The organism is Youngimonas ophiurae (nom. illeg.) (genome assembly GCF_049803795.1).
In the GTDB taxonomy this organism is placed as follows: Bacteria; Pseudomonadota; Alphaproteobacteria; order Rhodobacterales; family Rhodobacteraceae; genus Thalassobius.
In genome coordinates, this window is sequence record NZ_JBNAGJ010000002.1 from 389272 (window position 1) to 403627 (window position 14356).

The 14356-nt window shown below is 61.9% G+C and carries 14 protein-coding genes; 11 read left to right on the forward strand and 3 right to left on the reverse strand.

All coding sequences use genetic code 11. The features are described from left to right. Window positions 1–6: 6 nt before the first annotated feature. Entirely contained in the window at window positions 7–972 is a 966-nt protein-coding gene (locus ACP15O_RS06380) for an NADPH:quinone oxidoreductase family protein (protein ID WP_425095213.1), read from the reverse strand. A 263-nt stretch (window positions 973–1235) separates the two neighbouring features. On the opposite strand from ACP15O_RS06380, the gene ACP15O_RS06385 reads away from it, so the two are divergent. The 11 genes from ACP15O_RS06385 to ACP15O_RS06435 all read left to right on the forward strand — a co-directional run bounded on the left by ACP15O_RS06385 (window position 1236) and on the right by ACP15O_RS06435 (window position 12030). Then, the gene (locus ACP15O_RS06385; RefSeq protein WP_425095214.1) at window positions 1236–2867 is read left to right on the forward strand and encodes a long-chain fatty acid--CoA ligase; all 1632 of its coding nucleotides are present in this window, start codon (window positions 1236–1238) and stop codon (window positions 2865–2867) included. A gap of 186 nt (window positions 2868–3053) precedes the next feature. Then, entirely contained in the window at window positions 3054–4241 is a 1188-nt protein-coding gene (locus tag ACP15O_RS06390; RefSeq protein WP_425095215.1) for an acyl-CoA dehydrogenase family protein, read from the forward strand. Window positions 4242–4252: 11 nt separating this feature from the next. Further along, the gene (locus ACP15O_RS06395; RefSeq protein ID WP_425095216.1) at window positions 4253–5374 is read left to right on the forward strand and encodes an acyl-CoA dehydrogenase family protein; all 1122 of its coding nucleotides are present in this window, start codon (window positions 4253–4255) and stop codon (window positions 5372–5374) included. 10 nt (window positions 5375–5384) lie between these two features. After that, window positions 5385–6203: an SDR family NAD(P)-dependent oxidoreductase gene (locus ACP15O_RS06400; RefSeq protein ID WP_425095217.1), complete on the forward strand. Its 819-nt coding sequence runs from the start codon at window positions 5385–5387 to the stop codon at window positions 6201–6203. Window positions 6204–6205: 2 nt separating this feature from the next. Next, the gene (locus ACP15O_RS06405) at window positions 6206–6679 is read left to right on the forward strand and encodes a MaoC family dehydratase (RefSeq protein WP_425095218.1); all 474 of its coding nucleotides are present in this window, start codon (window positions 6206–6208) and stop codon (window positions 6677–6679) included. A 1-nt stretch (window position 6680) separates the two neighbouring features. Next, window positions 6681–7613 (forward strand): SDR family NAD(P)-dependent oxidoreductase, encoded by a 933-nt coding sequence (locus tag ACP15O_RS06410; RefSeq protein WP_425095219.1) that lies wholly within the window; start codon window positions 6681–6683, stop codon window positions 7611–7613. 3 nt (window positions 7614–7616) lie between these two features. Then, the gene (locus ACP15O_RS06415) at window positions 7617–8819 is read left to right on the forward strand and encodes an acetyl-CoA C-acyltransferase (RefSeq protein WP_425095220.1); all 1203 of its coding nucleotides are present in this window, start codon (window positions 7617–7619) and stop codon (window positions 8817–8819) included. 39 nt (window positions 8820–8858) lie between these two features. Continuing rightward, entirely contained in the window at window positions 8859–9527 is a 669-nt protein-coding gene (locus ACP15O_RS06420; RefSeq protein WP_425095221.1) for a histidine phosphatase family protein, read from the forward strand. A gap of 9 nt (window positions 9528–9536) precedes the next feature. Then, the gene (locus ACP15O_RS06425) at window positions 9537–10571 is read left to right on the forward strand and encodes a phosphotransferase family protein (protein ID WP_425095222.1); all 1035 of its coding nucleotides are present in this window, start codon (window positions 9537–9539) and stop codon (window positions 10569–10571) included. Window positions 10572–10574: 3 nt separating this feature from the next. After that, window positions 10575–10973 (forward strand): PaaI family thioesterase, encoded by a 399-nt coding sequence (locus ACP15O_RS06430; protein ID WP_425095223.1) that lies wholly within the window; start codon window positions 10575–10577, stop codon window positions 10971–10973. Between the two features lie 22 nt (window positions 10974–10995). Beyond that, window positions 10996–12030, forward strand: a complete 1035-nt coding sequence (locus ACP15O_RS06435; protein WP_425095224.1) for an NADP-dependent oxidoreductase — start codon at window positions 10996–10998, stop codon at window positions 12028–12030. A 60-nt stretch (window positions 12031–12090) separates the two neighbouring features. Here the strand turns inward: ACP15O_RS06435 and ACP15O_RS06440 are convergent, their stop codons facing one another. Next, window positions 12091–13164 (reverse strand): acyl-CoA dehydrogenase family protein, encoded by a 1074-nt coding sequence (locus tag ACP15O_RS06440; RefSeq protein ID WP_425095225.1) that lies wholly within the window; start codon window positions 13162–13164, stop codon window positions 12091–12093. A 1-nt stretch (window position 13165) separates the two neighbouring features. After that, entirely contained in the window at window positions 13166–14353 is a 1188-nt protein-coding gene (locus ACP15O_RS06445; RefSeq protein ID WP_425095226.1) for an acyl-CoA dehydrogenase family protein, read from the reverse strand. Window positions 14354–14356 lie beyond the last annotated feature (3 nt).

Sequence of the window (14356 nt, forward strand, 5' to 3'; positions counted from 1 at the left end):
GTAATATCAGGGGATCAGCACCAGCTTCCCCGTCGCGCCGCGGCCCAGGACACGTTTCAAAACCCCGGCGGCCTCGGACAGCGGATAGCGCCCCTCGATCAGAGGTTTGACCTTGCCGTCCTGATACCAGCCGATCAGCTGCTTCATGTTGTCGGCATAGACCTGCGGCTCGGCGCGGGTGAAATTGCCCCAGAATACACCGACCACGGCATATTCCTTTACCAGCGCCAGATTCACCGGGAATTTCGGAATTTCACCGCTGGCGAAACCGATGATCAGCAGACGGCCATTGCGCGCCATCGAACGCGAGCACGCGTCAAACGCCGCGCCGCCCACCACATCATAGACCACATCCACGCCCTTGCCATCCGTCAGCGCCTTCAGATCGTCCTTGAGACTGTCATAGCCGATGGTTTCGTCCGCACCGGCCTCTTGCGCCAGCTTGCGCTTTTCCGGGGTCGAGCACACGGCAATCACGCGCGCGCCCATGATTTTCCCGATCTGAATGGCCGCGATCCCGGTGGCGCCAGCGCCCCCCAGCACGCACAGAGTCTCGCCCGGTTGCAGCGCCGCGCGCTGTTTCAGCGCATGATGCGAGGTGCCATAGGCCACCATCAACGCGCAGGCATCCGCGCTGTCCATATCCCCGATGGGAAAGACCCGGCGCTCGTCCGCGGCGACTTTTTCAGCATAGCCACCCAGCTCGCAAATCGTGACAACACGGTCCCCGACAGACAGGTTGCGCACATCTGGCCCAACGGTTTCGACCACCCCGGCCACCTCCATCCCCGGTGTGAACGGATGCGGCGGCTTCATCTGATACAGCCCCTGCACGACCAGCCCGTCAGGATAGTTCACCCCTGCGGCCTCGACCCGGATCACCACTTTGCGCCCTTCGGCTGCCGGGTCTGGCGCATCTTCGTATTTCAGCGCGTCCAGCGGCGCGAATTCATGGCTGACAATTGCCTTCATCAGGCTTCCTCCCGTCCAGTTACGGCCCTCCCCGAGCCTCTCGCTGCGCCGCAGCCTAGGGTTAGTCTGACCACAGGGCAACCACCGGAAAAAATGACGGAGCGGCACAGCCCCACATGTAACCGCTTGAAATATTGCCTAAATCCCTGAAATCTCCGGCCTTTTCCATATGTTGAAAAAATCGCATAGCGGAATACATTTTCGCATTTGCGCGTGACCGACTTCGCGCTAACCTCCCCAAGGGAGAAAACGGGAGGAGACTCATGCAAGGCATGATGATGCAGCAGCCGCTGCGGATCAGCGATATTCTGACATATGCCGCCGAGGCCAATCCGAATGCCGAGATCGTCTCGGTTCGGACCGAAGGGGATATTCATCGTCAGACCTATGCGGAAACGCTGCCGCGCGTGTGCCGGCTGGCCCATGCCCTGCGCGGAATGGGCGTGCAACTGGGGGATAGGATCGCCACGCTGGCCTGGAACGGATACCGGCATTTCGAGCTGTACTACGCCATTTCAGGCCAGGGCGCGATCTGTCACACGATCAACCCGCGCCTGTCGGCCGAACAGCTGATCTATATCGTCAACCACGCCCAGGATAAGGTGCTGTTTGTCGATGTCAGCTTTGTTCCGATCCTAGAGGCCGTGCAGAACGACCTGCCCGCCGATCTGACCTATGTGATCATGACCGACCGGGCCCATATGCCTGAAAACAGCCTGAATGCGCTCTGCTATGAGACATTGCTGGACGGGCAGCCCGATCATTTCGACTGGCCGGTTTTCGATGAAAACACCGCCTCGGGCCTGTGCTATACCTCGGGGACGACGGGCAATCCCAAGGGCGCTCTTTATACGCATCGCTCGACCGTGCTGCACGCGCTGATCGTGGGCAATGTGCTGGGCAGCGCGCTTCCTAAAGAGGGCAAAATCCTGCCCGTTGTGCCTCTGTTCCATGTGAACGCCTGGGGGCTGCCCTATACGGCACCGCTTTTGGGAATGTCGCTGGTGATGCCCGGTCAGCATCTGGACGGCGCCAGCCTGTTCAGGCTGATGGATGACGAACAGGTAGACAGCGCCTGGGGCGTGCCCACGGTCTGGCAGGGCCTGATGGCCGAAATCGACAAACAGGGGCGCAAGCCCGCCGGATTCAGCGATGTGGTTGTGGGCGGTTCCGCCGCGCCGCGCGTGATGATCGAAAAGTTCGAGCAAATGGGCGTTGCAGTCGGCCATGCCTGGGGCATGACGGAAATGAGCCCCATCGGCACCCACGGCAACATGCCGCGCTGGGTGGAAAGCCTGCCCTTCGACCAGATGATCGACAAGAAATCGCTTCAGGGCCGACGGGTCTTTGGCGTGGATCTGAAAATCGTGGACGAGGACGGCACCGCGCAGCCTCATGATGGCACCGCCATCGGCGAGCTGTACGTGCGCGGCAATACGGTGGTGTCCGGATATTTCAACAACCCCGAGGCCAGCGCCGCCGCGATGGATGCCGACGGCTGGTTTGGCACCGGAGACATCGCCAGCATCGACCCGCACGGTATCCTGTCCATTCAGGACCGCGCCAAGGATCTGATAAAATCGGGCGGCGAGTGGATTTCTTCGATTGATCTGGAAAATGCGGCCACCTCGCATCCCGGCATCGCCACCTGTGCGGCGATTGCGATGGCCCATCCGAAATGGGACGAGCGCCCGGTTCTGGTGGCCGTCGCGGCAGACAGCGCCCGGCCCTCGCTAGAGGACATCCACGCGCATATGTCCGAACATTTCGCCAAATGGCAGCTGCCCGATGATGTGATCTGGGTGCCGGAACTGCCCCTGACCGCAACGGGTAAAATCTCAAAACTGACCCTGCGCAGGCAGCTGACCGACTATGTGTTGCCGGATCTGCGCTAAGGTCTGATTGCGCAGCACGCCCAGAACGTCACGTCATTTGGCCTGACTTTTGCGAATCTTGGCTTGGCCCACATCGTCTGACGAAAACTACGCGGCGTCACTGGCTTTTGCCGCGCGGGATGGCTTGCTTAAGAGGCGTGAAATTCTATTCTGCATTGCAAAACATGCACCAGAGGGAGGGGTGTCATGACCGATGATTTGGCCAGGTTCCGCACAGACATTGCGGACTGGATTACTGACAATTGCCCGAACACGCTGCGCGGCGAAACGATGGATGAAAATCTGATCGTCTGGGGCGGTAAAAACTGGGTCTTCAAACGGCAGGATCAGAAAAACTGGATGGAGGCGGCGATTGCCCGTGGCATGACGGCTCCGCGCTGGCCCACGGAATACGGCGGCGGCGGGCTGACCCGCGCCCAAGAGAAAATCCTCCGCCAGGAAATGACCCGGCTGGAGGCCCCCACCCCGCTGGAAAGCTTCGGCCTGTGGATGCTGGGCCCGGCCTTGCTGGAATTCGGAACCCACGAACAAAAGGCGCATTTCCTGCCGCCGATCACGCGGGGCGAGATCCGCTGGTGTCAGGGCTATTCCGAACCGGGGGCCGGCTCGGATCTGGCGAATGTTCAGACCAGAGCCGAGGACATGGGCGACCACTGGCTGATCAACGGGCAGAAAATCTGGACGTCCTACGCGGATAAGGCCGACTGGATTTTCGCCCTGGTCCGCACGGACCGCGAGGCCCCGAAACACAAAGGCATCAGCTTTATGCTGATCGACATGAGCAGCCCCGGCGTGACGACGAAACCGATCAAGCTGATCTCGGGGAAGTCACCATTCTGCGAGACGTTTTTCGACAATGTGAAAGTGCCCAAAAGCTATGGCACGGGGGTTTCCTCGATTGTTGGCACGCAGAATCGCGGCTGGGACGTGGCCAAACATCTGCTGACCCACGAACGCGAAATGATCGGCGACGGCGCGCGCGGATTGCTGGGCGAGCGGCCGCTGGGCGGGTTCTTGGCCGGGCTGGAAAATGGCGCGGCAAAAGATGCGGTGATCCGCAGTCAGGCGATGGAGCTGGAGATAGACACCCTGGCCTTCGGCCTGACGATGGAGCGCTACAAAGACCAGGCCGAGGCCGGGCGCGGGTTGGGCAATGCCTCGGCCATGCTGAAATATTACGGCACCGAAATTAACAAACGCCGGTACGAGCTGCTGATGTCCGCCGCCGGATCCGAGGGGCTTGAATGGGACGGGCCGCACGGCGGGCTGGCACCGGAATGGCTGCGCACCAAGGCAAACTCGATCGAGGGCGGCACCAGCGAGGTCATGCTGGACATCATCGCCAAACGCGTCCTGCAACTTCCTTCGGTATAAGGATATTTTCGATGACGAACCTTCTGGAAACCGAAGATGAAACCATGCTGCGTGACGCCGCGCGCGGGTTTTTGGCGGATGCTTCTCCGATCAGATCGCTGCGGGAAAACCGCGATCAGGGGCGGGCGTTTGACCCCGGATTGTGGCGTGAAATGGCGCAGATGGGCTGGGCCGGCGTGCTGATCGGCGAGCCGCAGGGCGGGGCCGACATGGGCCATCGCGCGGCGGGGATTCTCTCCGAGGAGATGGGCGCCGTTCTGGCGGCCAGCCCGTTCATCTCGACCGCGGTCATGGCGGCAACGGCCCTGCGCAGGGCTGCCTCGGATCGTGTGGGGCAGATCGCCGAGGGCAGCGTGACCTATGCGCTGGCCGTGGATGAAGGCAGTAAACACACCCCCGCCGGCACCGCATTGCGCGCCGAAAAATCCGGAAACGCCTACATGCTGTCCGGCGTCAAACGCTTTGTCGCCGAAGGCAGTACCGCTGATCGTCTGCTGGTGCTGGCGCGCACAAGCGGCGCGGCGGGCGACACACAGGGCCTGACGCTTTTCGACATCGAGTCCAGCCGCCCCGGAATTTCCCGCCAGCCCCGTCCCAGCATCGACAGCCGGGACCATGCGCAGATCACTCTGGACGCGGTTGCTGCAACCGGCGACGACATCCTGGGCGAGCTGGACAACGCCACCCCCATACTGAACCGTACGCTTGAGGCCGGACAGGCCGCCCTGGCCGCCGAGATGATCGGTGTTGCAGGCGGGGCCTATGGCATGACCATCGGCTATCTGAAGGAACGCAAACAGTTCGACCGGACGATCGGCAGTTTTCAGGCGTTGCAGCACCGCGCCGCCCATCTGTGGAGCGAAATCGAAGTGACCTCAAGCGCGGTCATGAACGCGGGGCGGGTGTTGGATGCCTCTCCGGAAGAGGCCACATTGGCCGTATCTGTGGCCAAGGCCCGCGCAACCGCAACGGCAAAACTGGCCGTGTCCGAGGGCGTTCAGATGCATGGCGGCATCGGTATGACGGATGAATATGACATCGGTTTCTACATGAAACGCGCCCGCGTCGGGGCCGAATGGCTGGGCGACTATGGCTACCATGCCGAACGCGTCGCTGCGGCGCGCGGGTTCTAAGGAGGACACCATGAAACCCACTGATCTGTTTGATTTAACTGGAAAAGCCGCTCTGGTCACCGGGGGTGCCACCGGGATTGGGCGCATGGCTGCTGAGGGGCTGATGGCCGCTGGTGCCCGCGTGCTGATTGCCAGCCGCAAGGGCGACGCCTGCCAGGCCGTCGCCGCCGAGCTGAACGCGATGGATTACCCCGGCCAGGCCGAGGGCTTTGGCGGGGATGTGTCAACCGAAGAGGGCATCGCCGCCCTGGTGGCCAAGGTAAACGCCCGCACCGACCGCCTGCATATCCTGATGAATAACGCCGGTCGCACCTGGGGCGCGCCCCTGGGCCAGCACCCCTATGAAGCCTGGGAAAAACTGCTAAGCCTGAACGTCACCGGCATGTTCCATCTGACGCAATCCCTGCTGCCGCTGCTGCTGCGGGCCAGCACTCCGACAGATCCGGCGCGGGTGGTCAATGTGGGCTCGGTCATGGGGGATGTCCCCAAGGGCACGGCAACCTATTCCTACGCGGTTTCCAAAGGCGCCGTGCATCACATGACCCGCGTGCTCTCGAACGATCTGGCACCGCAGGGGATCACCGTGAACGCCATCGCGCCGGGGCCGTTCGTGTCGAATATGACCGCCTTTGCCATTGGCTCGGAAGAGGGGCAGGAGCGCTCGGCCAAGGGTATCCCGCTGGGCCGCGTCGGCTGCCCCGAGGACATCGCCGGCGCGCTGCAATACCTGTGCGGCAAGGCGGGGTCTTATGTCTCGGGCGCGATTTTGCCGCTGTCGGGGGGGATGCAATCGTCCAGCACTCAGACCCTGTTTAACGAGAATATCTGATCATGACCGACACCCCCCAGAAAATCTCACGCGCGGAATTCGAGGCGCTGGTCGGCCAGCCGATGGGCAGTTCCGACTGGATGCAGATCACCCAGGCCCAGATTGACGCCTTTGCCGATTGCACCCATGACCATCAATTCATCCACGTCGATCCCGAACGCGCCGCGCAGACGCCCTTTGGCAGCACGATCGCGCATGGGTTCCTGACGCTCTCGTTATTGTCGGCGATGGCCTATCAGCTGCCCGACGTCGAAGGCACCACGATGGCTGTGAATTATGGGTTCGAAAAGGTGCGCTTTGTGTCGCCGGTAAAGGTGGGCGCGCGCATCCGGGGCCATTTCACCATGGCCAGGGTGCAGGAAATCCGCCCCGGTGAATTGCAGACAACGATGACCGTCACGGTCGAGATCGAAGGCCAGGACCGCCCCGCGCTGATCGCGGAATGGATCGGCCGCCGTTATTTCGGAGGCAATTGACATGAGCGAAGTACGTTTTGACGGCCGCGTGGCCATTGTCACCGGCGCGGGGGCCGGGCTGGGGCGCAGCCATGCGCTGGGTCTGGCCGCGCGCGGGGCCAAGGTGATCGTGAACGATCTGGGGGCGGCGACCGACGGCAGCGGCTCGGGTTCTCAGGCGGCGCAGGCCGTGGTGGAACAGATCCGCGCCGCAGGTGGCAAAGCCATCGCAAACGGCGCAAACGTGGCCGAGCCCGACCAGGTTCAGGCCATGGTGGATCAGGCGATTGCCGAATATGGCCATGTGGATATTCTGGTGAATAACGCGGGCATTCTGCGCGATAAAACCTTTGCCAAGATGACGCTGGATGATTTCAGGATGGTGGTGGACGTGCATCTGATGGGCACCGTCAACTGCACGCACGCCCTGTGGCGTCACATGCTGGAACGCGAGTATGGCCGGATTGTCCTGACCACCTCGTCCTCGGGGCTGTATGGCAATTTCGGGCAGTCGAACTACGGCGCGGCCAAGGCCTCGATGCTGGGGCTGATGAACGTGCTGCACCAAGAGGGCAGCCGCAAGAACATCCGCACCAACATGCTGGCCCCCACCGCCACCACCCGCATGACCGAGGAACTGTTCCCCGCCGAGGTGCGCGGCCTGTTGCAACCCGAAACCATCACTCCCGGCCTGCTGGCCCTGGTCAGCGAGCACGCCCCCAGCCGGATGATCCTGGGCGCGGGTGGCGGCTGCTTTGCCGAAACCAAGGTTTACGAAACCCGCGGCGTGGCGCTGATGGGCGATGATCTGTCCCCCGAAGGCGTGCTGGCCAACATGGACACCATCCGCAGCGCAGACGGCCAGACTCCGATGGCCGGCGCCTTTGATCAGACCAACAAATACATCCGCATGGCCGCCGATCTGCGCGGCATCAAGCTAGAGCAAAAGGATTAACCCATGCGTGACGCAGTTATCGTTTCCACCGCCCGTACCCCGATCGGCAAGGCCTATCGCGGCGCGTTCAACAACACCTCGGCGCAGGAGCTGATCGGCCATGCCGTCAGTAACGCCGTCAGCCGCGCAGGGCTGGACGGGTCCGAAATCAGCGATTGCGTGATTGGTGCGGCGATTCAGCAGGGCTCGACCGGGGGGAATATCGGCCGTCAGGCGGTGATCCGCGCGGGCCTGCCCGTCACCATTGGCGGCATGTCGATGGACCGCCAATGCGCCAGCGGCATGATGGCCATCGCCACCGCAGCCAAACAGGTCATCCATGACGGCATGGACATCTGCATCGGGGGCGGCGTGGAATCCATCAGCCTGGTGCAGAACCAGAAAATGCGGATGGACTGGCTGGCCGATCCCTGGACCAAGGAACACAAGCCCTCGCTATATATGTCCATGCTGGAAACCGCTGAAATCGTCGCGGATCGCTATAACGTCAGCCGCGAGGATCAAGACGCCTATGCCCTGCAATCGCAGCAGCGCACCGCAGCCGCGCAGGACGCAGGCAAGTTCGATGACGAGATCGTGCCGCTGACCAGCACCATGGGCGTGATGGACAAGGAAACCAAAGAGGTTTCGTTCAAAGAGGTGACGCTGACCAGGGACGAAGGCAACCGCCCCGGCACCACGCTGGAAAACCTGCAATCTCTGGCGCCCGTGTTCAAGGACGGCCAGGCCGTGCAGGAAGGCAAGTTCATCACCGCCGGCAATGCCAGCCAGCTGTCCGACGGGGCCTCGGCCTCGGTCATCATGGAGGCAAAGATGGCCGAGCAACGCGGACTACAGCCGCTGGGCCGCTATGTTGGCGTGATGGCCGCCGGTCTGGAACCCGACGAAATGGGCATCGGCCCCATCTATGCCGTCCCCAAGCTGCTGGCCGCGCACGGGCTAAAGATGGACGACATCGGCCTGTGGGAACTGAACGAAGCGTTTGCCTGTCAGGTTCTGCATTCGGCCCGCGTGCTGGGCATCCCCGAGGATATTCTGAACGTGAACGGGGGGGCAATCTCGGTCGGGCACCCCTACGGTATGTCGGGTGCCCGTATGGTTGGCCACGCGCTGATCGAGGGCAAACGCCGCGGGGCCAAATACGTTGTCTGCACCATGTGTGTGGGCGGCGGCATGGGCGCTGCCGGCCTGTTCGAAGTCCTATAACATACGGGGGCGTATCCCCCCGGCCAATCGGAAAGACTCATGCCCGAACTTTACCTGATCCGCCATGCCCAAGCCTCGTTCGGGGCCGCAAATTACGATGTTCTGTCTGATCTGGGGCATCAGCAATCCTTTGAACTGGGCAAGGCCCTGGCACGTCAGGGCGTGCAGCCGGACACCCTGTTTATCGGGGCGCAGCGCCGCCACCGCGAAACGCTGGAGGGAATCCTGAAGGGCATGGGGCGCGATCCTGCCGAAGCCTCGATCCTGCCGGGGCTGAACGAGTTCGACTTCAAGAACCTGCTGGACGCCCACTATGCGGACCGCCCCGCCCCCGAGAACATGCATTCCGAACGCAAATCGCATTTCCGGACGCTGCGCGACACGGTGCTGGCCTGGCAACGCGACGAGATTCGCAATCCCCCGGAAACCTGGGCCGCGTTTGCGGCACGGGTCGAGGCCTCGCGTCAGGCGATCACCGCCAGCGGCGGGCAGACGATCGTCGCGGTCAGCTCGGGTGGGGCGATCGGACAGATGATTGCCTCGGTTCTGGACGCCCCCTCTGAACAGCAGATCAAGCTGCAATTGCAGATGAAAAACTGCGCCGTGAACCGCTTTGTCTTTTCTGAACGCAGCTTCTACCTGCACGGTTTCAACGAAACGCCGCATATCACGGCGGCCAATTCCGACCCCTTGCTGACCTATAGCTGAGGAGCGCCCATGACACAAACTGACCCAACCAAGCTGGATACCGACGCCGTTGCCGCCTATCTGACCGGCAAGATACCGGGTTTTACCGGCCCCGTAGAGGCGCAAAAATTCAACGTCGGCCAGTCCAACCCGACTTTTCGGCTGATCACCCCCGCTGGCACCTATGTGCTGCGGCGCAAACCGCCCGGCGTGCTGCTGAAATCGGCCCATGCGGTGGATCGCGAATTCCGTGTGCAACATGCCCTGCAAAACACAGATGTCCCCGTCGCCAGAATGTACCACCTGTGCGAGGACGACGATGTCATCGGCTCGGCCTTTTACGTGATGGAGGAAGTGCAGGGCCGGCATTTCAATGACCCCCGCCTGAACGAACTGACCACCCCAGAGCGCCGCCCAATTCAGGACGCGATGAACCGCGTGCTGGCCGCGATCCACAATGTCGATCTGCCCGCCGTCGGCCTGTCCGATTATGGCCCCCAGGGCAATTATTATCGCCGTCAGATCGACCGCTGGACAAAACAATACCGGGCCTCGGAAACCGATCACCTGCCCGTCATGGAAGAGCTGATCTCCTGGCTGAACGGCAATATCCCCCCCGAGGACGGGCAGCGCACGCTGGTGCACGGCGACTATCGGATCGACAATATGCTGTTCCGTCAGGACCGGCCTGAAATCGCCGCGGTTCTGGATTGGGAACTGTCCACCACCGGCCATCCCTATGCGGATCTGGCTGCCGTGATCATGCAATGGATGATGCCTCCGGGCACCGATGGGCGCGGGCTGGCTGGGGTTGACCGCCAGGCCCACGGGCTGATGAGCGACCAGGAATTCATTGACGCCTATTGCGCCCGTCGCGGACTGCCGGGTGTGGATAAATTCGGCTTCTATCTGGCGTTTACCTTCTTCCGGATGGCCGCGATCATCCAGGGGGTTTATAAACGCGCGCTGGACGGAAATGCCTCGGATCCCGAGCGCGGCAAAGCGCTTGGCAGTTATGTTCAGATGTTCGCCGGGCACGGGCTGGACGCGGGCAAAACGGTGTAACCCATGGATCCTGCCCTGTCCGAAGACCCCTATGCCCTGCAACGTCACCTTGGTTTTGAAATCACCGAATGGCGGCGGGATTTTGCACGGGTCGAGCTGCCCATTCGCCCGCATTTGGGAAATCGCTATGGCATCCCGCATGGCGGGGTTTTCGCTACGATTCTGGATACGGCCATGGGGTTCTGCGGCTGCTACACGGGCTCGGCCACAGAGAAGAAACTGGCGATGACCCTCTCGCTGACCGTCAATTACGAGGCCCAGGCCAGAGGAAAGCTGCTGATTTGCGAAGGCCGCCGTACGGGTGGAGGCCGCCGCACGTTCTTTGCCGAGGGCACGATTTGTGACGAGCTGGGCACACGAATCGCGGCTGGCACCGGGGTGTTCCGTGTCCGTGGCACCTAGGAATTTCGAACAGGAGGAAACCATGACTGATACAATGCACCGCGTGGTGTTGGCCCGCCGCCCCAAGGGCGAACCCGTCCACGCCGATTTCCGTTTTGAAGAGGTCTCGATGCCCGTTCCGGGCGACGGCGAGGTTCTGGTCCGCGTGACTCACATGTCGCTGGATCCTTACATGCGCGGGCGTATGGATGACGCGAAATCCTACGCCGTTCCGGTAGAACTGAACGCCACAATGGAGGGCGGCGCCGTGGGCGAGGTCATTGCCTCAAACCACCCGAAATTCACCCCCGGCGACACCGTGTTCGGCATGTTCGGCTGGGCCTCGCACGGGTGTCTGCCCGGCAATCAGCTGAACAAAATCGACCCATCCGTGCCCTCAACCGCGGCGCTGGGGGTACTGGGGATGCCGGGCTTTACCGGCTGGTTCGGACTGATGGAATATGGCCGCCCGAAAGAGGGCGAAACCCTGGTCGTCGCAGCCGCCACGGGGCCTGTGGGCTCGATGGTTGGGCAGATGGCCAAGCACCTGGGCCTGCGCGTCGTCGGCATTGCCGGGGGCGCGAAAAAATGCGCTCTGGCCAGGGACGAATTCGGATTTGATGAATGTCTGGATCACCGCGACTATGCCGACGCCAAAGAGCTGCGCGCCGCCCTGGCCCAGGCCTGCCCGGATGGCGTGGACATCTATTTTGAAAACGTCGCGGGCAAGGTTCTGGAGGCCGTCCTGCCCCTGATGAACGTCGGCGGGCGCATTCCTCTGTGTGGTATGATCGCGTGGTATAATGCCGGGGCGCTGGGGGGTGACATGACCGGCACCAAGGACAATCTGCCCAAGATGTGGCGCACAATTCTGGTGAATCGCCTGCATGTGCATGGCTTCATCATCTCGGATCATTTCAACCGCCTGCCCGAGTTTCTGGCCAGCGCCGGCCCGCTGGTCGCGCAGGGGAAAATCAAGTTCATCGAGGATGTTGCCGAAGGGCTGGAAAACGCCCCCGACGCCTTTATGAACATGCTGCGCGGGGGTAATTTCGGCAAACAGATCGTCAAGATTTAAGCGAAATAAAAACCCCGGCAGCATCAGTCTTGCCGGGGTTTTCTGTTTATAGTGAACGGCTTAGGCCGCAGCGTTGCCCGCCATCACGCGGCTAAGGTGGTAATCCGTATCCCCCAGCTGCGCGTCCAGCATGATCAGGCGCTTGGCGTAATGCGACACCGGATATTCCCAGGTCATCGCGATTCCGCCATGCATCTGGATTGCCTCTTCGGCCACCAGCCGCGCCGCGCGTCCGATCAGGTTTTTCGCCATGGACGCATAGCGCGAGGCCTCATCGCCACCCAGTTCGGCCGCGGCCTTGATGGTGATCGAGCGCGCCTGCTCGATCTCGGTCAGCATATCCACGGCACGGTGCTGCAACACCTGAAATTTGCCGATCGGAATGCCGAACTGTTTGCGCTGTTTCAGGTAATCCACAGTGATCGCATGGGTGACATCCATCGCGCCCACGGCCTCGGCGCACAGGGCGACGATTCCAGCGTTGATCGCATCCTCCAGCGCCTGCGCCGCGTCCGCAATCAACAGTGTGGCCGGAGTGTCATCCAGCAGCAGCTCGGCCGCGCCGGCACCGTCGATCATCGCATATCCGGTGACACTGGCATCGGCGGCCTGCACCTGGAACAGGGCCAGCGAACCATTCAGCCGGGCGGCCACCAGAACGACATCCGCAACCTGCCCGCCATACACGGTGCTTTTGCGCCCCGACAGGGTATAGGCATCCCCGGCACCCGTCGCTGTGCAGGCGATCTGATCCAGCTCATACGCAGCATCCAGTTCCGAGATCGCAACAGCGTATTTCGTGGCACCGGACAGCAGGGCCTCTTGATCCGCACCTGCCGCAGTCAGCAGACGCGACGCCATGCAGGCCCCCAGGATGGGTTCGGGGGTAATCTGACGGCCCAGAGCCTCGAACACCACCGAGATGTCGAAACCAGTACCGCCCATGCCGCCAGCCTCTTCCGGGGCCAGCGCGAAAAGCGTGCCCAGCTCGGCCATAGCCTCCCATTTGGCGGGGTCGTGGAACGGCGCGGCATACGCTACCGTATTGCGATGTTCCACCGGGTATTGATCGGCCAGGAAACGGGTCAACGTGTCCGCCAGCATCTGGCGGTCTTCGGTCAGGTTAAAGTCCATCTCACAGCTCCAGCATGGTCTTGGTCAGGATGTTGCGCTGAATCTCGTTCGATCCACCGAAAATCGAGGTCTTACGGTTGTTGAAATACCGCGCCGCATTGTGGGCGGTATCGGACGGGCCGAACATCATATTGCCGTCGTTGATATAACCTGGGAAAGGCGCGGCGGCCGGTCCCAACGCGCGGCGCGCCAGATCCTTTAGTTCCTGATGGATCACCGTGCCCTTGATTTTCAGGATCGAGGTTTCAGGCCCCGGCGCCCCCTGCTGCTGCGCCTTGAACAGCATCCGCAGGTTGGTGATCTTCATCGCCTCCAGATCAATCTCGGCCTGAGCGATGCGCGCGGCGAACAGGGGATCCTGGATCAGCGGCTTACCGCCCCGCATCGTTTTACGCGCCAGTGCCTTGACCTCTTCCAGCGCCTGCATGGAAAAGCCAACGCCGGCGATCCCGGTGCGTTCATGCGTCAGCAGGTATTTGGCGATGGTCCAGCCTTTGTTTTCCTGCCCCACCAGATTGCCATAGGGCACGCGGACGTCGGTGAAAAACACCTCGTTTACCTCGTGGCCGCCTTCGATCAGCTTGATCGGGCGCACCTCGATCCCCGGCGTGGCCATGTCCACCAGAATAAAGCTGATCCCTTCTTGCTGTTTGGCATCCGGATCGGTGCGGCACAGGCAGAAAATCCAATCCGCGTGCTGGCCCAGCGTCGTCCAGGTTTTCTGGCCGTTGATCACCCATTCGTCGCCCTCGCGCACCGCACGGGTTTTCAGCGAGGCCAGATCCGAGCCCGCGCCTGGCTCTGAGTAGCCCTGACACCACCAGTCCGTCCCGTCCAGAATGCGCGGCAGATAATGGTCCTGCTGTTCCTTGCTGCCGAATTTTTGCAGCACCGGCCCCAACATCGACAGGCCGAATGGCACGATCCGAGGGGCATAGGCGCGGCAGCATTCCTCCTCAAAAATGTGCTTTTGCACCGGGCTCCAGCCGGGGCCGCCGAACTCTTTGGGCCAGATGGTGGCCAGCCAGCCCTTGGCGTTCAGAATGGCGTGCCATTCCTCCATGATCGGTTTGGTCAGTTCGGCGCCTTCGCGCACCGCATCCGAGATGTGTTTGGGCAGATTTTCCGCCAGATACGCCCGGACTTCGTCGCGAAATGCGATGTCCTCGGCAGAGTAACTCAGATCCATTCA